The organism is Legionella pneumophila subsp. pascullei (assembly GCF_900637585.1).
Classification (GTDB): domain Bacteria; phylum Pseudomonadota; class Gammaproteobacteria; order Legionellales; family Legionellaceae; genus Legionella; species Legionella pascullei.
Window position 1 is genome coordinate 1,869,650 of sequence record NZ_LR134380.1, and the last position, 24,990, is coordinate 1,894,639.

Sequence of the window (24,990 nt, forward strand, 5' to 3'; positions counted from 1 at the left end):
AATGTAAGAGAGGATAGATTCCTTAGCTCCTGAGGGGGATGACTTAAGTTTTGCATTATATAATCAAAGTATGATCTTGCCCTGTCGCAGAGAGGATAAAGACTAATAAAATGAATATTGTTGCTGGACACTTTCCAACTCTCGTTGTTTCAATTCCATCTCCTGTTTACTTAAATCTAACTGCTGTTCAAGCTGTAAAGACTTTAGCCTAAGAGCAATAAGCTCCTTAAAAAACAACCAATCATTTTTATAATCTAAATAGCGAAGATTACGATAAGCTTCACTTTGGCTAAATTGATTATCAATCATATCTGGTAACTGATTAGCATCATCCAAAGCATTGCTAATACCACAACCTAATAAAAAATTAGCAGGCATCAAAGCATCTCCAACCAAGCAAAAAATACCTCCCTTAGGAAGAAGCAAAGCGAATTTATCAGCAATTTCAATATCTGTTTTAAAAACAGAAGCTAAAGCAGGGGGGCTCGTCTTAAAATTCGTATTGTTAAATAACAATTGTAATACCAAGTCAAACCATTGTTTTAACCCTTTTTTACTATTATCCTTGAGAATGGATTCAGGAATTTCTCCAGTGAGGTAAAGATCTCCACTCTTTTTTGAATATTTCAAATAAATTAAAGGTGGATGATCATGTGTCCAACCTAAGGCCTTTAACGGAGCAATCTTATCTAAAGAGATGAAGCTGGTTCCCTCAATAGGACTTAACACCGGATTAGCTATCATCGCCAAAGGCGGATTATTGATCGACAAATACATCACACCAAAAGCATTATGATCGGGATTATCTAACTTTTCATAACCAATTGCGAACTCTGGATTTTGCGTATTCCACAACTGAGTAAATGATTTTGATGTTTTTCCGGATGCGTCAACTAGCAAATCAAAACTGTGATTTTGTATGCTACCATCATGATCCAAGGTTAACTCCTGATTCTCAGCATCAACCTTGACAACTTGCGTGTCTCCCAAGTGAAAAATGAGCTGCTGCTCTGCATTATTGAATTTAACAGTATAAGGATCTTCTTCGTCCTGAAAAGTAAAACCACCTTGGGCATAAATATATTTCAACTTATTATACTGATAACGCTGCAGCTCTGCGATAGGAATTACAGTGCGCTCTTTTTCAATTAATTCAAAGAAAGCTAAATCCAATTGATCTTCTGCACTTAATTTCAAGCTGGATTCATCCATGGGACGGATTAATTTACAGATAAAGTTATCTTTGAACTCCAGGGAATACCCTTTGCTTGCCAGTTGACTTAGAGCAAAAAAATCTCTGATGGTATCATCCTGCAAGAACACGCCTTGTTTGCGACTAAAAACATCATCTTCAGATCGGCAGTCAATTAATTCAACGGAATACCCTTTAGCTAACAATGCAAGTGCACTAGCCAAGCCAGCCGGCCCCATGCCAATGATATATGCTTTCTTTCCCATAAGTTGGACCCTACTACTTAAATTAACGACGTATTTTAGCATTTAATTGTTAAGAAATTATTAGGAGAGTATTTCTGGGGTTCCAACCTGGAACCCCAGGTTTATGTCCCTAAATCAAAACGAATTACATCCATGATACCTTTTTGACAAATATCGCAAAATGATGCGTGAGACTCCATAACGCAATTCAAGCCTGGTTTGTGACTTGCTCCAAGATGGGATGGTGAATCTCCATAGCCACCACGATATGCTCCATATTGTGGCGGCATTGACTGCCAATCACTGTAAGGAGTAGGAATAGACATTTGTGGATTGACTAACTCATTCCATTTTAATCCCGAATAGCCTGGAATAGTCAGAAACGTGATGTTTTGTGACCAGGGTTCCTTCATTTCCGGAGCAAATTCCAATTCAGTCCGCCCGCCTCCTTCATATTCTTCATTGAGTCCAAAAAAATGACCCAATTCATGTATCAGAATGTAGGTAAAATAAGTTGAATTATCAGCGGGTATTGCCGTATGTGATTTGTAATTACCTACTCCCCAGTATTGACTGTTATTAACCAAGACTATTGGATAATCGTAAGGAGCTGACGCCAATCCCTGGCGGAATTTGTTCTCTCGTGTAGGATAAACAATATGATACCAACGTCCAAAATTATCCCAGTAGGGATAATATAAACCTAAAAATGAATCAAACTCTGGTACAGGCAGCCCCAAATCTTCAGCCACTCCCAAACGCTTATGGGATGAATTAAATACCGCATAAAAATCCATATACTCTAAGCCAGGAAACTGTTGGCTTTGTAACGCCTGTACCGTTTTAATGGCACGTTTCCAAAATTTCGTTTTTTCATTTTGAGTATACCCCTCAGCATAAATATTCACTCTTAAAGAGGGAGTTTTCACAGCAGGTAATAATTCTCTTACTTCTAAATCATTGAAATGACGATTCTCTCTTGTTAGTTCACTAACAATGATATTTTTCTCAACAACCTTTTCCATTAAACCTGTTTGAGGATTTTCCGCATAGAGTTCAAACACCATATCATGGGATGGAACGGGGAAACGCAAATTAATAGCACGTGCCAGCTTACGGTATTCCTTACCGGTACCAATCGCATCGTAATAAACTGCTTCACCACTGACACTGTTTTTCAAAACCCCCAAATAACTCCCCCATTGGGGTTTATGGATACTTCGTGATAATAATGCTGGTGTTCCTGAGGGCTCTATTATTAGCGTACCAACCTGATAGGAATCGGTTTCCTCAATCCAATCGGTTTGAATGCGTAACACATCAATCCCTGTGTTTTCGTGGATTATCTTTAAAGAGTCTGGATTGATTTGATGGAATTTTAAATTTGGGTAATGACTGTCTCTGGGTACTTTATAACGATCCCAATAGGGATTGGCGCATGCCAGATGAGAAATCAAAAAAATAAAGCAAATGATAAAAAATCTTATCATGGGTATGACCTCCTTGTATTCCAGAACTATTGTTCCATGCTAATTGATAGATTTTCCTCCAATCGTTAAGTCAATCTAATAAACTCAACGAATGACTCTTTTTATCCATTGAACGTCATATTTTGTGAAAAGCATAGATTTTGAGTATCGAAGCGTGGGCACACACAATCACCTGCTGCAACGAAGCACATAAAATCATGATATATAGGGCAAAAGAAGCCCTATCCATGGAGGATTATCACCTAATAAAACAGATGGATCAAAACCTAATGATTCAATTCTAACCCACTCTTTATCCAAATACTTCAATTGATCATTTAATGCTTTGTTATCCGTTTTATTTGTCGCATCATAGCAACGATCAAAAGGATCATAGGTATAAGGGTTACAAACTACCGCCTCCATTTTATCCATTATCCCAATTTTGTTGTACCAATCATCAATCAACATTGGACCGTCTGGTTTGGCAGCCGGATCGAGCACATAAATGGTACCCATGTAGTTGACAACAGTTGACACATGATACCACCAACTTACTGTTCCCTCAGAGGAGTATGGGGTTTGCATTTCCAAATCACCAAAAGCAAAAATTTTTGCAGGAATAACAAAATGTTCGCTATCCAATTTAATTCGGGACAATGCCGCTCTGGCAAAACAACCATCATCAGGATAAAGCCAACTGATTCTTCTTTGAAAATCAGGCTTATCAGGTGAATATAAAAAACGAGTATCTCGTATGAGGTTAAACATAGTCATCAGTTCGTCATAACTGCTAACCTTCGGCACGGTGGAGTAATCTATTTTTTGTAAAGAGACTTTTTTTGAAAAAGGGGTGCCTCTGGCAATTAACATCTTAAGTTCATTTTTTGGTTTGCTATTTATGGCACGTTCCACTGCGTCCTGAAAAGATTCTCCTGGAAGCCGTTTTTGTGAGACAGTTGCGTTTGCCAAACTGCAAAAAATCAAAAAAGGAAATAATGACAAAATAATGGCTATTTTTTTCATAGCAATCCTTGAGCGTTATATAATATTGGTTGATATTTTACCAATATTTGTCGTCCTTGACATTGTTTATAATTATCACGAAATAAATGAAAAGACCAGCAAGCTAATAGTAAGAGACATTCCAGTTTTAAAAAGAATGAAACTAAAAGATAGTGTATTGCAGTTTCTATCAGCATAGATAATACAATTGTGCAATGGTCAGGAGGACAAGTTGTTTATATAGAGTGTAAAGCGCATTTTAAAACAAATGATAATGCAATCATGGACAGCGGTATTAATTCTCTGGCTTAGTCAAGAGAATCAAGTCTTGATACAATATTTTTATCAGATCATAGTTCAATCCAAATCAATCCGAAAGAGCATATACACCATCACTATGGCTTCATGTCTACCAAAAGGTTACCCAAACTCAAGCCGAATCAATCTTATAGGTCCTCTCTATTTTTTGTTTTCTACAGTTATTGTGGGTTGAATTTGCTGTTCATCGTGTGTTATGCCTTCAGTATCATTAGTACCCTTTTCAATTAAAGTTGTATCTTCTCCAGACATTTTTGCTATCTTGGCTATATTCATTTTGGTTGATTGCTTTCTACTAAACATGCCATAAGGGTTTGCTGAATGCACAGGGAAATTAGTTTTAATCGAATCATCAACATGTATCCTCTTGCCTTCAATACAGGACATCACTGTATGATAAGCCATATTAAAATCAGGATTATTTGTATGCCAATTATATTGCTTATCTTTACCGTCATTGTAATATGTATATTCAGGAATTACTCTCTTTTGGAAATTACAGGCTAATTGATGAATATCATCTCTTGTTAACTCAACTTTTTGAGTGGGATCCAGATTAACGATCGCAATATCAGTATCAGAACTTAAGCCTAGCCCATTCTTACGGACTACTGCAAGTAAACCCGGTTTTGACTGGATTGGGATGACTTCACTCCAAAACCCCATATTGGAACTTGGCAATGAACTTAATATGCTATTGATTTCAAACATATATTTTTTCATATCGTGCTGACCGTTCCAACCATTTTGAGGTGTTCTGGGAGCGGGATTGTAATTTTCATCTGTAAACCCAATCGTTATATTTTTCTGGGCAAGTTTTTCTTGAAATGCTTTGCAAACAACTGTATCACCACAATTAATTTGATTTTGCAAAGTCTCAAGATAAGGAACCAATAATCGTTCTTGTGATTGTTTATCATGCTGTAAACTGTTATAGATGCTTCCAGCTTTCTCTTTTTGAATATTCTCTATAGCCATTTCGGTTAATACCTCCATAGCTACCTTGTTGTCGGCATGAAGTTTATCAAAGATGATATGAGTACGTTGTGCATAATAGGTTTGATCCAGAGCATGAGCCCTTCTGAACACTGGTTTTGCCAATAAATCACCTGTTTCATCGCCTGATAAGGCATACCACCCGCCGCTGGATGTTAGAGCACAGAAAGCTATTTTTTCACGCATTCGTGTTTCTACTTCTTTGATTGTCGCTTCATTACCGCTTAGAATCTCGTTTTGAATGTCCTTCACAAAAGAATAGCGAAGGACTGACTCTAAGGCTTCGTCATAATCATAACTTCTTTCATGTTTAAATTTTTCTTGCGCACCGTGCAAAGTATGATGATTTGCCAAACGTTGCTCTGCCATTTCTTCCAATATCGTCATGGCTAGGGAATTGTGATCGTGATTACCCGAGAAAGCAATACATCCTCCTTTGGCATTAGGATGTAATTTCTTTTGTTTATCCAGGAATACTACTTGAGCCTTAACCCCTTCCTCCTCCTTACACCACCCTGGTAAACCACCGTAGCCATCTCTTTGTGCGTAATAGGTACCGCGAGTAATATGAGTTGGTCCCTTTTCAGGAAGCAATAAACCATCAACTACATCGGTTAGCTTCTGACTCCCACTGAAAAGAAGCTCATCCAAGATAACGGGTTTAGGTTTTTTAAACTGCTCTGCAAGATCATAAATATAGGCATAGATTTGTTTGCGTAATTCTGGGTTTAAATAGCCTACAGCATCAATACGGACACCTTCAAAACCATAATCGATCATGTATTTGTAAATATAAGGCTTCCAAAATTGTTCAATAATTTGATCTCGGATCTGAGGATCACTGTAGTCAAATGCGATAGCATCCTTAAAATCAGGATGCACATCCTTTTGAAACCATTCAGGGTGTTCTTTTCTATGCCTGGAATCAGCAGCAACGTGATTTAAAACCAAATCAAACATTGGCACCAAACCATGATTACGAGCTTCTGATGTGAACCTCTGCATTGCTTGCATATCGAGTTTCTTTTTCAACTCAGGATCAACATTCGGAGGAACTGGGTTAAAATAAGGACTTATCAAATCACAATCCGTCATTGCATATAAACTTCTTGTGACTTCATTATAAGCTCTGACGCCGATCGTCTTATCTCGCTTAAATAAACCTTGAACGTCCCCTGCTGATTGAACAGGGTTTATCCATACTGCATTAAATCCCATGGCCTGTAATTGAGGAAGATAGGCAATCATCTCCTCTATGCTTCCAAATTGAGTAGGAAACATATTATAACAACGTAAAATCCCATTACCATCCAGGATTACACTTTCTTCACGTTCTGTTTTATTGACTAGCTCTAATTTTGATTCCGCCATAATACTATGTCCACACTATAATCTTTTAGATTAAATATAGTACATGTATTCAGATTATTCATCTTATGCTTAAACAATTGAGTAAATAATCTTTTGGTTTAATTGATAGGGGTAGTTATCTTGAATTTTTCTATTTCTGAATGTTAATGAAGCGATTAACTTGATATTAATGGTTTTTAAATAAATCAAATTGTGTTAAAATATTACCGTTATTATATCACCAATTATTAACAATTCTTGGTGTCAAGACTTGAGCTTTAATCTCTAAAGTGTCTTGAACTTAAAAATTTTGTGGAGGATTTATGGGTGGCTCCTATAATGATTGGCTGAAATCGCCATATAGCGAATTAAAGAAAATAAACATCATCGAAAATCTGATAAAAGAAAACGATTTTGACAGAGCAAAATTGCTTTTAAATAATCTTGATCTTACTACCCTTATTAAATACACCGAATTAAGTAAAACAATTACAGATTTTTGTGAAAAATCAGAACAAAATGATATCTGGCGGGCTCATCTGCAAAGTTTTAACGAAGATGATTTTTCATTTGAAGAATACCCACCACTTACTTTATCCCAATTTGTTAAAGGCATCTATTTTTACGGACAAGCAGCTGAGTGCCGAGAAGTAGAAGGTAAGGCATTTGGTGATAATGAACTGGAGTTTCTTAGAAAGAGCGCTCATCAACATTGTTTTTATGCTTATAATTCGTTATCAACCTGGGCTTATGAAAAATACAAAATGGGTTTGAATGATTATTCCTTATTAACCTTGCACTATGCTCAAAAGGCCAGCCAATATCATTGGACGCCTGGATATTTATTATTTTATAAGACTTGTTTAAATTTAGCCATCTTATCAAATTCCTCTTCTTTACCTTACCAGGAAGCATTAGAGGCGCTCTTGATTGCACGAAAATTATCCGAACATTCCTATTCAATAAGCGCTATCAATAATGCCTACTTTGGGAAAGGCCTGATTCATGGGAATAAGACACAATTTGAATCTTGGGATAAAGCAATATCTGAAACTATCGCCAAAGGCAAAATACCCTCTGCTCTAATTAATAAAATTTATGATATAGCGTGTGAAAAAACCAAACAGATACTGGATAGATTCACACATGAAGTAAAAGATAAAGCTGAAGAAGAAAAATTGGAAAATGAAGCAGCTCCTAATTTGTCTATTTGACGCTATAATAGCAAGCGATTCGACTGATAAAAGTGGAGTGATAACCCAAACATTCTATTTTTTTTCAGTTTTGTAGTTTAATAATTTTTTATGGTGACAGATTCTATGGGATATCATTTTTTAATGGAAGGAAATGGCATTATTGCATGCTATGACATGTACCCTACTCAATTCCATTCTATTAAGGATATGATTGATTATTTGCCTGTCTTAAAGCAAATGGGGTTTAATGCCTTATGGATTAACCCCATGCAAATGCCTGGCGACATTAGCGGTTTTTTTAAAACGGATAAAAATAATGGTGTAAAAACAGGAAACGAAGTCACTAGAAGCTTATATGCGATGAGTCACCCATTATTATTTAATCCTCAATTTAGTTTAGGCTCCCCTGGCGAATCTACAGAGACAATACAACAATTAAACAGAGAGGCTTTGCAGTTATTCACCCAAAACGCAAGAAACCTTGAAATAGTCCCTATGTTTGATCTGGTTTTAAATCATGTCGCAATCGACTCTCCCGTGTGTCAGGATAAGCCTCATTGGTTTAAAGGGGTTCATGAAGATTTTAAAGACGTACGTGGTTTCAATTACGATGATGAAAATACAAGAAAAGAAATCATAACGGAATTTTGGCAGCCCTATATAAAACGTTACATGATTGACTATGGTTTTGATGGGGTTCGTGTAGATGCCGTAGGTTATGTACATCCTGAAGTAAGGCGTGAACTATATGCCTATATCCACTCCCTTGCTGCAGAACACGGTAAACCAAAGCCGGTTATCCTTGATGAAGCTTTGTTTAGCAAACGCCCGCTTGCTGATGAAGTAAATTACTTAAAACTTCCTGGCATAGGCCCAACTCACATCACTACAGAATCTTATAATGTTGAATTTGATCTTGCCAGTACTGGCTTGCCCGATGAAGTAACACTGGAAGAGCAATTAAAAGCGAGTGTTGTCTTCCAACAAAAAGATGGCACAATGCGTGAAAACATGAAGGGAGGCTGCATTAATTTTTGTGGGAATCATGACTATCGCTCATTGGCAATGACTATTTTATTTCAAATGGCCAAAAAAAGATTGAAATCTGATTCACTCTATAATGACTTAATGTCTTCTTATCAAGAATCCTGCATTAAACTTAATATCGTGAAAGAAAAACCTCATGAACTACAAGAGCCTTTGAAAACAACCTTGCTTTACTCTTATGTTGATCAAATTAAAAGAGAGTTGGAAAACAATAAGGAAGAAACAGCACAAGAATTTAAAACCCTGGTATTGGAGAAGCTGGCTTTATCCGCTCTTACAGGCAGCGGCGGATGGTTTATATTATCTGGTGATGAAACATGCGACATCACAGCAAAAACAGTATTTCAGAGAAAAGGAGCTGTTGATAAATCTTATTATCCGCAACGCGAACATCGTATTTTTAGCGAGAAACCAGTTATTGCTCACACAATATTAGAAAAAATGGCAGAAGATAATTTCTTCATAGAAAACGCGGAAAATAAGTGGATGTTAGAACTATACCGAAGTGTATCAAGCTTTCCTGAAATGCAAAAACGTCTTTTAGTATCCCACATTGATAATATTAAACACCAAATAAATGCCGGTATCGATCATGTGCAAGAAAAATTTGCCAGGCTGCTTGCCATTGAAGAATTAAATATAGAGTTCACGCCTCAAGATTTTTTAGCGAAACCAAGAACCCATGAAAATGGATGGCTTGGATTACAGAATAATTTTGCATTTATTGGACAACTCAATGCGTTATTAAAAAAACTACCCGCATCCCTTCCTGGATTTTCCAGTGAGTTGGTTCGACTCCCTGAGAAACCACATCTCATCATTGTAGTAAGAAAAAATGGTAATGAATTAAATGCTCCAATTGATATAGTTGTTGTTAATCTTGATAAGGATAAAAGAGAAACCTTAACCAAGGGAGATGTTCAATTAATCGCTAAAAACTATTGTAGCCAATTTTTTTCTAAAAATAATCAGGGTGCTTGCGATAATTTATGGGAAAAACTATATTTATCTGTTTTAAAATCTGCTGCAAACAATCGAATCCATACAGATACCAGCATTAAACTCGAAGGACCCCATTTGTTTGAGTTTAAAGAAACATCGATAAATACTTTTTTTACAATTGAAAAAGAAAAAATTCATTCACATAGAAATGATGAAAATATCGTTTTGAATGAAAACACCATCTTGCGTTAGAGACCTTTCGACACAATCAGGTTAATTGCATCTATCAATGCTATCCCTTCCAGCTGCTGAACCCTAGCTTTTAACGTTTGAGGGGTATCTCCTTCTAAAATAGGGCATTTTTTTTGCAAAATGATAGGACCAGCGTCTACCTCTTCTGTCACATAATGTATAGTACATCCTGTCTCCATAAGACCGGAATCAAGAACAGCCTGATGTACGTCCATATCCATTTTTCCTGCAAACGCTGGCAATAAAGAGGGGTGCACATTGATCACACGATTATTCCATTTATTTACAAAATCAGACGACAAGATTCTCATGTATCCAATCAAAACAATCAAATCTACCTGATGGTTGGTTAGTATGTCACTTACTTTTTTATCAAAATCAACTCGGCTCAATCCATCGGGATTGACAAATTGTGTATTCAAACCCAACAATTTAGCTCTTTCCAGAATAATAGCATCAGGTTTATTACTAATAACAACTTTTATCGTTGCCTTAAGAATCCCCTCATTAATTGCATCAACAAGTGCCAACATGTTTGTTCCACGAGTAGATCCTAATATTCCTAAACGAATCATAAAGCACGCAACCTACGCATTGCTTCAACGCGAGTATTAATTAAAGGTAATGTGCCAATATCTTTTCTGTGAAACAGAGGTCCTTTTATATTATTTATTTGTTGCTCAGCAACTTCCTCTGCCTCACTAATAGTATTCGCTATGCCGACATAGGCAGCTGTCCGCGAACCAGTGGCGTAGAGCTTGCTATCCTTAAGATCCACCGCAGCCAAATATAAAGTATCTTTAGGTTCAACTGCAGAAATATCAATTTCAAAGTGGCGCAAAGGATTATCGGGATAACCATCAGGGACAGCGTATTTACAAACGGTGGCTTTATTCAAAAAACGAACAGATTCTTTTCGTAAATTGCCATTAGCCATCGCAACACATAATTTAACAAAATCAGATTCCAACAGGCTAAGCACATTAAGAGCTTCAGGATCTCCGAAGCGAGCATTAAACTCAATCACATAAACTCCATATGCAGTAGCCATAAATCCACCATACAGTATCCCTATGTATTTATCAGACATTTCCGTCATGAGTGCATTGATTACTGATTGATTAATTGCAAAAGCAGCACAAACATCTTCTGGAGACAAAAATGGCAAACTGTGATCTGCAGATGAATAACTCCCCATACCACCGGTATTAGGCCCCTCATCATTCTCATAAGCTCGTTTATGATCTTGCACAATAGGCATTGGAACTAATGAGATACCATCGGAAAAGCACATAAAAGAAAATTCTTGACCTATTAATTTTTCTTCAATCACTAAAGACTGATTATGATCAAAAATTTCTCTACAATAGTCCAAAGCCTCTTCAAATGACAACAGATGTTCCCCACCAACTTTTACACCCTTGCCCGCCATTAATCCATTCGCCTTAACCACATAATTATTTTCACCTAATTCAGATAAAAATTCTCTTATACCTTCTAAACAGGTAAATATTTTGTACTTTGGCAAACCTGGAATTTGGTATTTTTCCATCAACTCTCTGGCGAATGCTTTGCTGGTTTCAATTTGCGCCAGGTTTTTCCTGGGTCCTATAACAGGAACTCCACAATCCCACAAAGAATCAGCCACAGCATGCTCCAGAGGAGCTTCTGGGCCAATAATAGCCAAATCAATTCCCCATTCCCTTGCTTTCTGGTTCACTTGCTCAGGGACTGTAATATCACCTACCCAATAATCTGAAGTGAGATTTTGGATACCAGGATTTCGAGTTGTTCCAAAGCAATAAATCTTTGGCTTATTCTCTGATTTACTCAATGCTGTAGCTATTGCATGTTCACGCGCACCAGAACCAACAATAAGAATATTGATCAAGACATCTCTCCTATCTCTGTTTCTTGGCCATTTTCAGTTAACCTTTTTTTCTCCAACAATTTAATTTTGTCTTCAGTAATCTGACCACAAATGTATTTGCCATCCATACAAGCCATACAAGGCTTACTCATATCATACTGTCCCCTGCGAGAAACAGCTTCGACCAGACTTTCCTGAGTCTGATACAATAATTTATCCACCCCCAGAAATTGACGGATTTCTTCTTCTGTTTTATGAGCTGCAATCAATTTTTTACGTGATGGGATATCAATACCATAGAAACAAGGATTTTTAATCGGTGGGCAAGTTGATACAAAGTATATTTCTGATGCGCCATATTCTCGTATCATTCTCACTATTTCACGGGATGTGGTTCCTCTTACGATACTGTCATCAACAATCAATACCTTTTTTTTATTAATTTCTGTTTTTTGAGGAGTTAACTTATAACGAACCTGTCTTGATCGCGATTCCTGATTAGGCATGATAAAGGTACGCCCAATAAAAGGATTTTTATATAAACCTTCTGAGTATCGTATTCCCAATTCATTTGCAAAAGCCAATGCTGCCGTATTTGCTGTTGAGGGAGCAGGAATCACCACATCCGGTAGCGTATCAGGAAACCTTTTTTTCCAGCTTTTGGCTAAATTTTGCCCCATACGTAATCTTGCTCGATAAACGCTCACATCGTCTAATGCGGCATCTGGTCTGGCGAAGTACACGTATTCAAATATGCAAGGGGTAAATTCTTTTGCTGAAAGCACTTTTCTATACAATTGACCTTGACTATTCACATAAGCGACTTCACCTGGCAGCAAATCACCTTTAGGCTCAAAACCTAAAGCATAAAAAGGGGTGGTTTCTGAAGCAAAAATATAATCTTTACTCCCATCTTTATGGACTCGTTCACCCCAGACTAAAGGACGGATACCATGAGGATCTCTGAATGCCACCAAACCTTTACCAATTACTAAACTAACAACAGAATAGGAACCTTGAACTCGTTGATGTATTTCATGAACTGCCATACATAATAATTGAAAGAATTGCTCTTCATCATTATCGGAATAAGATCCCTTGGCTAAATAGTCTGCCAGAAGTAATAAAAGTGCCTCCGAATCAAGAGTAGAGTTTAAATGCCTATGCTGTTTCCCGCATAAATCATCAACCAACTCACCATAATTCACTAAATTTCCATTATGAGCCAGAGCTATTCCGCGAGGACTCCCTATCCAGAGAGGCTGAACATCCGCTTCACTATAACCTCCGGCCGTGGGATAACGTACATGAGCAATACCGACATTTCCCTTCAGTTTAATAATATCTTCAGAAAAAATAGACTCTCTGACCAAACCAAGTCCATGTTTGAAATAAAAACGATCAGCCCCGGTTAAAATACCCGAGGCATCTTGTCCCCGGTGCTGTAAATGAATCAAACTATCATAAAGCTCAGCAGCGACGGGTTCATGACTGTAAATTCCTACAATGCCACACATAAGTCTTTCCCCCGGCTAAAAATTATCCTAACCAACGTTGTATATTATGCAAAATCCTATCATTTAATGGCCCAGGATTGCTGTCATACACAAACGATTCACCTGTAATCATTTCATATAATTGAATATATCTTGATGCTAAAGTAACAATTAATTCCTGTGGTGCTTGAGGTAATACTTTATCCTTATAAGGATCACAGTGATCAACAAACCACAAGCGTAAAAATTCTTTATCTATATTCTCAGGTTCCTTACCCGCATCAAATCGCTCTTGATAACTGTAAGATAACCAATAACGACTGGAATCTGGAGTATGAATTTCATCCACTAAAACAATTTTTCCTTCAGGATCACGCCCAAATTCATATTTGGTATCTACTAAAATCAAACCATGTTGCTGCGCTACTTCCATTCCATGTTGAAATAACCTTAAGGCATAACTGCTGGCTTCATCCCAATCTTCCTGGGTCATCCAACCTTCTGCGACAATTTCGTGTGGGCTAATCGGTCTGTCATGAACACTCTCTTTAGTAGTAGGAGTTATCACTGGGATCTCAAGTTTTTGATTTTTCCTTAATCCATCAGAAAACGTTATGCCACAGTAATTACGAACTCCTTTTTGATATTGCGTCCATAAAGAAGTACTTGTACTCCCCGATATATATCCACGAACAACAAATTCAATAGGAAATATTTTGCATTTTTTAGCTATCGTCACATTGGGATCAGGTATGGCAATTAAATGATTAGGTACAATCGATTGGGTATTTTTAAACCACCATACTGAAGTCAAATTCAATACTTGTCCTTTATAAGGTACAGCAGCAAGAAATCGATCAAAGGCACTTTGTCTATCTGTAGTTACCAAAATCAATTTATCACCAAGGTCATAAGTATCTCTTACTTTACCCTTGTACTTCTTACCAAAAGGTAAAGAGGTTTCGGTTAAGCAAAAAGGCAAAGCAGCAAGAAGAGCCTCTTGACTAGGGACATTGGTATTCATAGCAGATATGAGCGTTAGGGTTATAGATAATATTAGTAGCTAAAATGGATTCTACCAAATTGTTTATTTTAACATTTTCACTGCTAAAACTCCACAAAACACCATGGTGTATGGCATCAACACCATCAATTGAGAAATGATCTCTCAGCATTTGCAACTTTTGTTGCCCTATCATATCGTCTTTTGATTTAACCAAAAAAGCCTTGGCTGCTGATGAAAATATTTGCTCAGGCGTTACCAAATACTCTTTCCGATCATTATATAAAACCCCTGTCCGCTTTATTTTTTCGATTGTTTCAGGAAAATTTGTATCGACATGCCAATACATCATACGATTCACTGTGACTGGTATACCTAACTGTCTTAGCGTATTTTGTACTGTTAAAGCAGCATTATCGGTAATAATTAATTTGACAATCAACTCATGGGCATTGTCTTTTTTGTCATAAGGAATTATTTTAACTGGCTCTGGTTGATAAGATAATGTTTGCTGCTTGAATGTTTTTTTCTCCTTAATATATTCTTTCATTGAATGGAATATAGGATCTCCCGCAAATGTACGTTCAGGGTGAGGCATTATGGCCATGACATTACCTGCTTTATTAATAATAGCGGCAATATTCCGTAGAGACCCATTAGGATTTACGGGGAAATTATCATCTCTATTTCCCTGCTCATCACAATATTGAAAGGCATTCAAACCTTCTTCTTCAATTTCTTGCAATAATTTCCCAGGCATTACAAAACGCCCTTCGGCATGGGCTGCGGGAATTGATAATACAGAATCTTTTGATAAATAACTGGTGAATGCATTTTTCCTAACCCTGTCACCAGTTCGCATATGAATCCAGCTGTTATAAAATCCTGTTCCTAAAATTTTTCCATCCTGAATGCGCTTATTCTCAGTCAGAGCCATACCAACTTGATAGTTTTTTAAACCAGGAACCAAGCCTGTTTCAACAAGGATCTGTGCCCCATTGCAAATACCAAGAACAGGTTTTCCCAACTCACTCTGTAATTTTATTTCTTTCATGACCGGATCAAGGGCTGCAATAATTCCTGCTCTTGATCTATCCTCATAGGAAAAACCACCAACAATAATATAACCATCCATTTCTCGTAGTTTTTCTGATGAATCATTCCACAAAAACTCAACTGGAGTCATACCTGCTCGTTGCACCGCAAGCATTGTTTCACGTTCGCAATTGGAGCCTGGAAACTGAACAACTGCAATCTTCATCACAATAATCTCACTTCTGGTTTTCCTGATATGACTTGTCCTACTTCATAAACAGGGAAATTAGGGAATGTTTTTAGTGCTGCACGTATTTCAGAAACAACATCAGGGGAAACTATCATTACCATTCCTATTCCCATATTAAAAGTTCGATACATTTCCTGATCATCCAGTTTTCCCAACTCTCTTAGCACATTAAAGATGGGCAACACCGGACATGAATTCTTCTTGATTTCAACAGAACAATGATGAGGTAATATTCGAGGAATATTTTCCAGAACCCCTCCGCCAGTAATATGAGCCATTCCCTTGATAGGGATTTTGTTATTTAGCAAATGTAGAACAGGATTTGTATAATTGATATGAGGTAACAGTAGAGCCTCACCAACTGAGACATCGAACTCAGCAATTTTGGATTCTACAGTATATCCCCCTAATTCAAACAAGAGCTTTCTGGCTAGTGAGTAACCATTAGTATGTAAACCGCTGGAAGGAAATGCCAGTACCAAATCGCCTGGAGTAATATCTTTTCCTAATATGGCTTCATCCTTTTCCACTACCCCAGTAATAATACCTACCAAATCATGCTCTCCTTTAAGATAGGTATCAGGCATTTCAGCTGTCTCCCCACCAACCAGGGAAATATTATTTTCGAGGCAAGCTTGTGTCATGCCAATAATGATCTCTTCAATATATTCAGGCTTCAAACGATCAGTTGCGATATAATCTAAAAGTGTTAATGGCCTAGCCCCCAGCACAATAATATCGTTGGTGGTTGCACTGACCAAATCGATTCCGATTGTATCAAATTTTTGCATCATTCGAGCAACTATAGTCTTGGTACCTACTCCATCAATACTTTGAACCATGACTGGATGTTTGAATTGTTCCATAACAGGCTTCAAATCATACATTGCTCCAAAACTACCGATTCCTGTCAGAACTTGAGGCGAAAATGTTTTTTCAACATTACGTTTAATACGTGCGACAGCCTCATTTCCCGCCTCGATATCGACACCCGCTGATTTGTAATTGATAGTAGACATTATAATAGCCTCTCTCTTAAGCCATTTTCCCAAGCCTGTTTCGCTTCATTGACAGGCAAGTTGATAACAGAATTCATCTGTAAAACGGGCTGTTCTGTAGTATGCCCGATAACCATGTAAGGTACTTGATATTGAGTAGCCAGTTTATCAAAAGCGGGTTGATGTTTCTTATCCATTTCAAGAATAAAACCGCCTGTCTCTCCAAATAAAAGCTTGTCTGCAGATAATTCCCCATTAATCTGTACAACAACCCCCAGGGAGTTCTTAAAACTCATCTCAGCAAGGGCAACTGCAACTCCTCCTTCTGAGATATCATGGGCAGCGTTGATCAACCCTTGCTGAATTGCATCAGAAACAGCATGGATTTCTCTATTTAACAAGCTTAAATCCGGTTTGGGAACTTGAGAGCCTAATTCATTATGGAGCTGATAATAAACGCTACCACCACATTCGTCTTTACGCTCTCCAATCAATATCAATAAACTATCACTTTTCTTAAAATCAAAGGTAATAGCAAAATCAATATCTGGAAGTGTTCCCAGACAGCTAATCATGGGGCTAGGAGGAATAGCCCCTTTCACTGATTCATTATACAATGAGACATTTCCGGCAATAACAGGCAAGGTTGCTTGAGGATGATCTTTCAGATGAATAGCAGCACAGGCATCACTAATGCCTCGCACTGAATCAACAAATTCACGCATTTGTTCTGGTTTTTCTGGATTACCAAAACACAAACAATCCGTTATTGCGACTGGAGTAGCTCCAACCGCAGTGATATTCCGTACCGATTCAACAACCGCGTTAACAGCTCCCCAATAAGCATCAATTTTGTTATAGCGAGGATTTTGATCTAAAGACAAGGCAATACCTGTTTTGCGAATTTCCTCAGGATACTTCGATTCATTAAATGGTTGTAATACTCCAGCATCGGCCCATCCTGCTTGTATGAGAGTGCGACCCTGCACTTGCTTGTCATACATTTCAAAAATAGGTTCCTTGCTCGCTATATTCTCATGGGCCAATAACTGCAACAAAATTTGATTATAATCATCTGGTGGGAGAAAAACTGGTTCTGTGTTTTGCTTCTGCGAAGAGGCATGTGGCCTGTTATAAACAATGCCTTTTGTGACATCCGGGACTTTAGCTCTCACAAGTTCTCGCCCCTTGTAATTCACCACGTACAATCCGTCGGTACGAATTTTGCCGATAACTGCAGCGCGTGCCCCTTCAGAAACCTGTGGTAACGCGAAGGTTTCATTATAATGTTTTAGAATAGTATCTACTAAATCAGGGGGAACAACCCACATAAAACGCTCCTGAGTTTCAGAGCATAGAATGACTGAAGGCATTAACCCTGGCATTCCTGTGGGTACCTTGTCCAGATCAATTTCGGCGCCATAAGAACCGCCGGCCTCAGCCAACTCGATACTTGCGCACGCCACGCCACCTGCTCCTAAATCTTTAAAGCCTACCCTGTCAATTAAACTCTTTTCTCTTAGTAATTGAAATAATGAATAATTGGCTTTAAGGAGATGTCTCTGTAAAAAAGCATTGGGCTCTTGAACAGCGCCCTTATTCTTTTCCTGTGAATCCTCTTCCAATACTGTTGAGGCAAAGCTTGCGCCGCCAAACCCACTATTATCAGTTGGTTTACCTACTAAAATAAAAACATAATTCTCGGCTTCAGGCGGAGCATAAGAATGTATGATATGATCCTCTCTTACTATCCCCAGCGTGACTACAGTAACCAAACAATTTTCATTGTAGGCCGGATCATAGTACACATCACCAGCTATATTCGGTATTCCCAAAGGATTGCCATACCCGGCAATACCTGAAACCACCCCTTCCTGTATCCAGTGAGTACGTGCACGTTTGATATCTCCGAAACGCAAACTGTCTGCTACTGCTATAACTTCCCCACCCATACAACAGACATCACGGACATTACCACCAACTCCGGTAGCTGCGCCTTCATAGGGAACAATTTGAGAGGGATGATTATGCGATTCATGACTGACAATAACACCATACCTATAACCATTTTTATCTTGGGCTACAGATACAATACCTGCATCCTCCTTAGCACCCAATATAACGTGAGGACCTGAAGTATTAAATTGCTTTAAGTGAATACGACTACTTTTATAAGAACAATGTTCTGACCCTTGAATAGACCACAGCACGCACTCGGAAATGGTTGGGGGTCTTTTCAGGAATTCATTCTGTATAGTCAATGCCTCATCTACAGAAAGATTTAAATTATAATCGCACAGTAATTTTTCAATTTCTTCGCGATTTAAAGAAGAAAAATCAAGGGTTTCAGTAAGATTTTGCATGAATCTCTATACCAGATAGAATTAATCTCTGATTGATCAGTAAAGGACTAATCTCTCCCCAAAGCAGTAGATATTGTATATTTTTACACAGGGTATAAGCAATGAAAAACCAATAATTAAGATAAATTAAGTTTTGGTTCTAATTTTGAAATTTAACTTATTACCCATTCAATCTGTTTTTTCAAATCAATATTTATCTCTGAGAGCTCTTCTAATTCATGATTAGTGTACGGATTATCATTTGGGCTATTCAGATGATGATGCTGGATACGTCTATCTCGTTCCTGATGCAACCAGGCAATCTGTGGAGAAAATAAATGGAGCATACCCTCCACCCACTGATCCAACACTCTCCAATAGGGATCGTCCATTAGCGTCATCTTATAAGATTTGAGAAAATATGGAACATGCTCTGCGTTATACCAAATTTCTGAAGTCACCCAACGGTTCACAGTAAATAATCGTATCGGTTGCCCAAACTGATTCATACCAATTGCAACAAGGTGAGTCATGGGATTATCCATGTATTTATCCCAATCCTCTAAAGGAGCTGGTTTAATGCGCTTGGGTATATGTTTATATCGCAAAAAACAATGAAAATGACCATGCTCATTACTTTCAAAATTTTCTCTATGGCAATGATAAAAATATTGCGAGCCAGTACTGCGATCAATCCTGTCCCCCTTAGGATAATGACTCATACGTTCATGCTTTCGCTTTTTTCTCAGCGTGTAGTGCAGAATATTTTTCCCTTTACTGGATGTCATTTTTTGTTGGGCTTCAAGTACTTGTGAAGCATAGCCAAGAAATTTCTTTTTATACCAGTTGGACAATACGGGTAAGTTAAAATCTGATTCAGTAGTCATAATTATTTAAAAATAAAACGTAACAAAAAGAGGTAGTTAACACTACCTCTTTATTAGAAAATATTACTTATTAATCACCACTACAACCACCGCAGCCACCACAACCACCACAGCCTTTGCAACCGTTACAACCCTTGCAACCGTTACAACCCTTACAGCCAGAAGATGTTGTAGTAGTTGTTGTAGTATCATCAGCATAAGCTACGGAAACCATAGGTGCTGTTGATAAAGCAGCTAACAGAGTGGCTACTGCCATTGTTGATTTTTTCATAGTATTACTTCCTTGATAGTTAATGGATTTTTTATTTACCCATTAAGATATTAGCAAACAAATCAAGATTTTTCTTCTTTTTTCATAAAAATTAATTGATTATTTTTCAATAAAATTGATTTATTATGAATCTAAAAAATAGTGATTTGATATATTATTGCTAATATAATCAACTCTGAGAGCAAAAGAACAAAATTCATTCTTTTCAATATTTTGGATACAGTTCGCATTTGATTGATTTGTCAAATACTAACTGTACCCAAATTATTAAGAGGAAAATTTCGTATCAAATGGCCTATGCTTTCAAGTTAAATGGGGCGCTTGCTCAAGCAATTGAAGCATTTTTGATAGCGAAATCAATCCAACTGAAGTCATTTGAGTGATTCGCTTTCCCGATGTATTAAAAAATATCATCGTTGGCGTCCCATAAATACCAAACGCTTTTTTTATAGCATCAACCTCGGTATTCTTATTACTTATATCCACTTTAATGTTAACCCAGGCAGACATAGCCTTTTGAATTTCTGGTTGATTAAATACATTAGCATCCATTTCCTGACAATCACTGCACCAATCTGCCGAAAAATCAAGAAATACTGCTTTTTTTGCTTTTTTAGCCTGTTCCAATTGGTGTTGAAGATCGCTTAAGGTATTAATTTTGATAAATGCATTATTTTCTACAAATCCTTGCTTTACTTTTATTGAAGGTATTATTGTGTTATACAAAATAATACCTCCTGAAATCAATGCAACAAAACCTAATCCCTGAGTCAAATAGCCACGCCAATTGTTTTGAGATTTCAAAGTGCCTAAAGTGATACTGGCGACAATGAGTAATCCAGCCCATAAAATGTGTATAATGGTCTGATTCAGGATACGGGATAACATCCATATTGCAATGCCCAGCATGATAAAACCAAACAATTGTTTTATTTTAAGCATCCATGAACCTGCTTTTGGAAGTAAGGTACCATAACCCGCCCCAACAATCAGAAGAGGAACACCCATTCCCAATGCCATAACAAATAAAATCAATCCACCCATTATAATCTGGCCATTTTGACCAATATAACTTAAAACCCCAATTAAAGGAGCGGTAACACAAGGTGAAACAATTAAAGTGGATAAAACTCCCATCATTCCAACAGAAAAATAACTTCTCTGCGTTCCTAATCGATTGTTTTTGTTTAACCTATTTCCAAAGTTTACGGGAAGTTTCAATTCAAAAAAGCCGAACATTGAAAGAGCCATAGTCACAAAAACAATACTGAATAAAGCGATCACTATGGGACGTTGCATTATAGTCTGGATTGTACTTCCCATATACCCAGCGAGCATGCCTGCTACAGCATAGGTGACAGCCATTCCAGTCACATAACTCAGTGATAACTTAAAAGCCCTTCCTGTAGAAATAGAATTTTGTCCTACAATAATTCCAGATAAGATAGGAACCATAGGTAGAACACAAGGCGTAAAAGCCAACAAAACACCTAATCCGAAAAACGTACTCAAATAAACAAAAGCACTATTTCCTGTAATAAAATGCATTACAGTATCCGGGTTAGAACTTTCAAAACCGGGTGAATAAGGCCACGCCACCTGAGCAAAAAAAATCAGTAATAAAATATTGATCGAGCCAATTAATTTTCTCATTTTAATATTCCAATAAGTAATAAATAACAACCGTAGATACCTGCACCAGAGAACAAACAACCTACGCTGAATCTCTTGTATAGCCAGCCGGTTTTGCTTGATTGCAAGAAGTCTACTGATAAAGATTATAAATTTACTTTAGTGGGAGATGGGTGGTTTAAAAATTGAGGACACCGGTGATTTATAGTTTGATTGAATAACTAAAAAATAAAGAATAAATGTCAGTAACGACAACACATTACTCAGAGGAAATTCCTCATCAGCAATAATGTAATATACATTGGACAAGCAAGAATTCATCAATGCCGTCCTCTGGGGGCATTCCGTTATAGAATGTATATATTGTGCATTACTCTGAGCTTGTTGATTATTGTTATGAAACAGTGCAGGTTTTACCATTAACAAAACCATGCTGCATAGTATCAGGTAATGAATTACTCTGTGTTTAAGTTTCATAATAGTTATAGTATCTTTTTAAGAGGGTTCTGTACAGTAGTTGCTAATTGTCAATATCAAATTGGGTATTTATATACAAAAATATCAGTCACCTTCTTTATGAGAGCTCCTTTCTGGATAAGAACAAAATAAATTTATCTAATAAACGGGTGGTAAGGATTCGTTTTAAACCAATTAAAAAATAAGCTGGAAAAGTTACTGGATACTTGGGTTTTGGTTTCTTGGATTCCACAGCATGAACCAATTTTTTTATCACCGCATCAGTATTCCGGGTAAATAAGGAGTCTGCCTTCTTCTGCTTAAAATTACTCAGCATAGTCTTGTACTGATTCTTGAAATAACTTTTTTCTATTGGTATTTGTTGTAAAGAGAAATCCACCGCGTTATCACGAAATCGACTATTTATAGGTCCGGGCTCTATTGTTATGACCTTAATACCTGAACCAGACAACTCCAATCTAAGTGTATCGCTTAATCCCTCCAATGCATACTTGGAAGCATTATAAGCACCTCGAAATGGCATGCTAACAACACCAAGTATTGAACTGATATTGATTATACGTCCCTGGCCTTGTTCCCGCATAACAGGGATAACCAAATTGGTTAAATCTTGTAGACCAAATACATTCGTTTCAAATTGTTGGCGTAGAATATCACGAGAAATGTCCTCAAGAGCCCCTACCTGGCCATATCCTGCATTATTAATCAATACATCCAGATGACCCGATGTCATAATTAACAACTGTGCGAATGCACTTTGGATTGAAGTAGGATTACCGACATCTAGCAAGAGAGCCTCAACTCCTTTATTTAGTAATTTTTGGACATCCTCTGTTTTTCTGCAGGAAGCAATCACTCTATGTCCTCTTTTTTTTAAAGCAAAAACAGCATCAAAACCTATCCCACTGGAACATCCTGTAATTAAAACAACTTTCGTATTCATCGCTGTGTCCTATGCCAAATTTTTATCTATCCTACTTATCTCTGTATCTAATTACTACTACTATGACAATTATTTTGTTCAATTTTTGACTTATTTTTCATTTTTCCTAAAAATCATTTGCTAAACTTTTAATATGCGAATGAAAATTTAGAGATCGAAATGAAAAGCAAATTAACTGGAAAAGACAAATTAATAGTGGATGAGTTTGAAGATCTGGGAGAACTGGAATACGACACTGATGAATTTGATCTTCTTGAACGTGATGAAAAATTGCATGGCGATACTGAAACTGACAAAACCACATATATTTATCATCCCGAAACCAGCTGGGAAGTGAATAAAGGGATGAACTCTTCTCGTTTGCACAAACTATACAGTTTATTCTTTGATAAAAGTTCGGCCTTTTATCTTGGTAATGATGTAAGTGTATCGGAAGAAAAACCATTAAAAGGTGCTTATGGTTTTCAGAGTAAAAAAAATGACCAACAGATTTTTTTGTTCAGCCCGGATTCAGATTATGTTGCAGGGTATAATGTTGATGCAAAATCAGACGCTGGATGGCTAAATGATAAACTTAATCGACGTTTATCTGACATTAGTGAATTTTGTAGTAAGGCAACTCAACCTGTAACGTTTATAATTCCCTTTGTTGAAATGCCCACTGACATTACCAAGGGAGTTCAACACCAGGTATTGTTAACTATTAGCTACGATCCAAAAAGTAAGCTATTCACTCCCACTGTGTATGATTCGATTGGACGGGATACCTACTCTGAATCGTTATCATCCTACTTTAAAGGTAAATATAGATCAACTTGCGATGAAATTTTGGCCCAAAGCATCGAGAAAGCAGTTAAGAGCACTGATTTTACTCCTGGTAAACTTACTCGAGTTGCCTATAACCATCAAAACCGTCTCACTGAAGGCAATTGCGGCTCTTATACCTTCAGGACAATTAAAGAGGTTATTTCATCCACAGCACAAGGTACTGAAGTAAAAATTCCGGGCTCTGGGTATATTACTTCTAACAGTTATTTAACAAGCAGGCACGTGCAAGATATCGAAAATTGCATTAGATATAGAGATTTGGGGGTTGTTGATATCGAAAGCGCTTTGACTGAAGGTAAAACATTACCTACGCAGCTTTCTGAATTTATTGTTGCATTGGAAGATTATGCAAAATTACGAAGTCAACAATCTGAAAAAAGTATGTTAAATTTTGTTGGCTACAGCAAAACAGCAAAATTGACAGCTGTTGAGCTGTTAATAGATATTTTAAATGATATCAAAAATAAAAATGAAATCAGTGAATCTCAATATGATAAATTAGCAAAGCAAGTTGATTGTTTAATGGATGCCTCTTTAGGAATGTTGATACAATTTCACCTTAAAAATTTAGGTGCTGAATCGCTGCAAAAACTGGTTCTTCCATGTGTCAAGTTCGATGATACCATAGATGATTTTGTGACCATTGAGAAGGACGATCTATTCGATGTGCCAGATATCACTGGGGACGAGCTTGCTTCTAAAAAAGAGATTGAGCAAGGTGCTCTGGATAAAGAAGCTTTACTAAAACAAAAACAAATAAAAACCGATTTGTTAGACCTGCGTGAAGAAGATAAAGCCGATCTTAAAAAACCATTGCAAGATGGAATTAAGGTCAAATAGCAACAATTCAATACAATTATTTATAATTCAATACAATTATTTATAGGTGGTAATGGTTTTTATATTCAATAGTAATTCGCCGAGTTTTAAGAATAAACTACCTGCA

Annotated in this window: 18 protein-coding genes; 3 read left to right on the forward strand and 15 right to left on the reverse strand. The window is 37.1% G+C overall.

Annotation, left to right across the window (positions count from 1 at the left end):
- Positions 1–102: 102 nt before the first annotated feature.
- From EL201_RS08550 to EL201_RS08565, 4 genes are all read right to left on the reverse strand, one after another.
- Positions 103–1,500, reverse strand: coding sequence for a hypothetical protein (locus tag EL201_RS08550; RefSeq protein ID WP_050598275.1), 1,398 nt, complete (start codon positions 1,498–1,500; stop codon positions 103–105).
- Positions 1,501–1,559: 59 nt separating this feature from the next.
- Entirely contained in the window at positions 1,560–2,951 is a 1,392-nt protein-coding gene (locus EL201_RS08555) for a M64 family metallopeptidase (protein WP_080272977.1), read from the reverse strand.
- 171 nt (positions 2,952–3,122) lie between these two features.
- Complete coding sequence (locus EL201_RS08560; protein ID WP_027221855.1) at positions 3,123–3,932, reverse strand: protein-glutamine glutaminase family protein; 810 nt, start codon at positions 3,930–3,932, stop codon at positions 3,123–3,125.
- A 438-nt stretch (positions 3,933–4,370) separates the two neighbouring features.
- On the reverse strand, positions 4,371–6,596 hold the full coding sequence (locus EL201_RS08565) for an alpha-amylase family protein (RefSeq protein WP_027221857.1): 2,226 nt from the start codon (positions 6,594–6,596) through the stop codon (positions 4,371–4,373).
- Positions 6,597–6,898: 302 nt separating this feature from the next.
- On the opposite strand from EL201_RS08565, the gene EL201_RS08570 reads away from it, so the two are divergent.
- Positions 6,899–7,789, forward strand: a complete 891-nt coding sequence (locus EL201_RS08570) for a DUF5630 domain-containing protein (protein WP_027221858.1) — start codon at positions 6,899–6,901, stop codon at positions 7,787–7,789.
- Positions 7,790–7,894: 105 nt separating this feature from the next.
- A complete protein-coding gene (locus EL201_RS08575; protein WP_027221859.1) occupies positions 7,895–10,012 on the forward strand; it encodes an alpha-amylase family protein in 2,118 nt (705 codons plus the stop codon).
- Here the strand turns inward: EL201_RS08575 and purN are convergent.
- The 11 genes from purN to EL201_RS08635 all read right to left on the reverse strand — a co-directional run bounded on the left by purN (position 10,009) and on the right by EL201_RS08635 (position 23,216).
- Positions 10,009–10,587, reverse strand: a complete 579-nt coding sequence (purN, locus tag EL201_RS08580) for a phosphoribosylglycinamide formyltransferase (RefSeq protein WP_027221860.1) — start codon at positions 10,585–10,587, stop codon at positions 10,009–10,011. The two genes, EL201_RS08575 and purN, sit on opposite strands and share 4 nt — an antisense overlap.
- On the reverse strand, positions 10,584–11,903 hold the full coding sequence (gene purD / locus EL201_RS08585; RefSeq protein WP_027221861.1) for a phosphoribosylamine--glycine ligase: 1,320 nt from the start codon (positions 11,901–11,903) through the stop codon (positions 10,584–10,586). Before purD ends, purN begins: the two co-directional genes overlap by 4 nt.
- Complete coding sequence (gene purF, locus EL201_RS08590) at positions 11,900–13,399, reverse strand: amidophosphoribosyltransferase (RefSeq protein ID WP_027221862.1); 1,500 nt, start codon at positions 13,397–13,399, stop codon at positions 11,900–11,902. The genes purD and purF overlap by 4 nt, the downstream gene beginning before the upstream one ends.
- A 22-nt stretch (positions 13,400–13,421) precedes the next feature.
- A complete protein-coding gene (locus EL201_RS08595) occupies positions 13,422–14,402 on the reverse strand; it encodes a phosphoribosylaminoimidazolesuccinocarboxamide synthase (RefSeq protein WP_027221863.1) in 981 nt (326 codons plus the stop codon).
- Entirely contained in the window at positions 14,383–15,642 is a 1,260-nt protein-coding gene (purQ, locus tag EL201_RS08600; protein WP_027221864.1) for a phosphoribosylformylglycinamidine synthase I, read from the reverse strand. Before purQ ends, EL201_RS08595 begins: the two co-directional genes overlap by 20 nt.
- A complete protein-coding gene (gene purM, locus EL201_RS08605; protein ID WP_027221865.1) occupies positions 15,642–16,685 on the reverse strand; it encodes a phosphoribosylformylglycinamidine cyclo-ligase in 1,044 nt (347 codons plus the stop codon). The genes purQ and purM overlap by 1 nt, the downstream gene beginning before the upstream one ends.
- Positions 16,685–19,027, reverse strand: coding sequence for a phosphoribosylformylglycinamidine synthase subunit PurL (gene purL / locus EL201_RS08610; RefSeq protein ID WP_027221866.1), 2,343 nt, complete (start codon positions 19,025–19,027; stop codon positions 16,685–16,687). The genes purM and purL overlap by 1 nt, the downstream gene beginning before the upstream one ends.
- Before the next feature lie 152 nt (positions 19,028–19,179).
- Positions 19,180–19,893, reverse strand: a complete 714-nt coding sequence (locus EL201_RS08615; RefSeq protein ID WP_027221867.1) for a DUF6969 family protein — start codon at positions 19,891–19,893, stop codon at positions 19,180–19,182.
- A gap of 70 nt (positions 19,894–19,963) precedes the next feature.
- Positions 19,964–20,164 carry a hypothetical protein gene (locus tag EL201_RS08620; RefSeq protein WP_027221868.1) on the reverse strand — a complete coding sequence of 67 codons (201 nt, stop codon included), beginning with the start codon at positions 20,162–20,164 and terminating at the stop codon, positions 19,964–19,966.
- A 303-nt stretch (positions 20,165–20,467) separates the two neighbouring features.
- Positions 20,468–21,817, reverse strand: coding sequence for a protein-disulfide reductase DsbD (gene dsbD / locus EL201_RS08625; protein WP_027221869.1), 1,350 nt, complete (start codon positions 21,815–21,817; stop codon positions 20,468–20,470).
- Positions 21,818–22,370: 553 nt separating this feature from the next.
- Positions 22,371–23,216, reverse strand: coding sequence for an SDR family NAD(P)-dependent oxidoreductase (locus EL201_RS08635; RefSeq protein ID WP_027221871.1), 846 nt, complete (start codon positions 23,214–23,216; stop codon positions 22,371–22,373).
- A 159-nt stretch (positions 23,217–23,375) separates the two neighbouring features.
- On the opposite strand from EL201_RS08635, the gene EL201_RS08640 reads away from it, so the two are divergent.
- Positions 23,376–24,884, forward strand: coding sequence for a hypothetical protein (locus EL201_RS08640; RefSeq protein WP_027221872.1), 1,509 nt, complete (start codon positions 23,376–23,378; stop codon positions 24,882–24,884).
- The last annotated feature ends 106 nt before the right edge of the window (positions 24,885–24,990 follow it).

Excerpts from the sequence above, each read along its gene's own strand:
- EL201_RS08640 (WP_027221872.1), top strand. The coding sequence starts at position 23,376 with ATGAAAAGCAAATTAACTGGAAAAGACAAATTAATAGTGGATGAGTTT.
- EL201_RS08635 (WP_027221871.1), bottom strand. The coding sequence starts at position 23,216 with ATGAATACGAAAGTTGTTTTAATTACAGGATGTTCCAGTGGGATAGGT.
- purM (WP_027221865.1), bottom strand. The coding sequence starts at position 16,685 with ATGTCTACTATCAATTACAAATCAGCGGGTGTCGATATCGAGGCGGGA.
- purQ (WP_027221864.1), bottom strand. The coding sequence starts at position 15,642 with ATGAAGATTGCAGTTGTTCAGTTTCCAGGCTCCAATTGCGAACGTGAA.
- EL201_RS08615 (WP_027221867.1), bottom strand. The coding sequence starts at position 19,893 with ATGACTACTGAATCAGATTTTAACTTACCCGTATTGTCCAACTGGTAT.
- purF (WP_027221862.1), bottom strand. The coding sequence starts at position 13,399 with ATGTGTGGCATTGTAGGAATTTACAGTCATGAACCCGTCGCTGCTGAG.
- EL201_RS08570 (WP_027221858.1), top strand. The coding sequence starts at position 6,899 with ATGGGTGGCTCCTATAATGATTGGCTGAAATCGCCATATAGCGAATTA.
- dsbD (WP_027221869.1), bottom strand. The coding sequence starts at position 21,817 with ATGAGAAAATTAATTGGCTCGATCAATATTTTATTACTGATTTTTTTT.
- purN (WP_027221860.1), bottom strand. The coding sequence starts at position 10,587 with ATGATTCGTTTAGGAATATTAGGATCTACTCGTGGAACAAACATGTTG.
- EL201_RS08595 (WP_027221863.1), bottom strand. The coding sequence starts at position 14,402 with ATGAATACCAATGTCCCTAGTCAAGAGGCTCTTCTTGCTGCTTTGCCT.
- EL201_RS08565 (WP_027221857.1), bottom strand. The coding sequence starts at position 6,596 with ATGGCGGAATCAAAATTAGAGCTAGTCAATAAAACAGAACGTGAAGAA.
- EL201_RS08620 (WP_027221868.1), bottom strand. The coding sequence starts at position 20,164 with ATGAAAAAATCAACAATGGCAGTAGCCACTCTGTTAGCTGCTTTATCA.
- EL201_RS08550 (WP_050598275.1), bottom strand. The coding sequence starts at position 1,500 with ATGCTAAAATACGTCGTTAATTTAAGTAGTAGGGTCCAACTTATGGGA.
- EL201_RS08575 (WP_027221859.1), top strand. The coding sequence starts at position 7,895 with ATGGGATATCATTTTTTAATGGAAGGAAATGGCATTATTGCATGCTAT.
- EL201_RS08560 (WP_027221855.1), bottom strand. The coding sequence starts at position 3,932 with ATGAAAAAAATAGCCATTATTTTGTCATTATTTCCTTTTTTGATTTTT.
- purL (WP_027221866.1), bottom strand. The coding sequence starts at position 19,027 with ATGCAAAATCTTACTGAAACCCTTGATTTTTCTTCTTTAAATCGCGAA.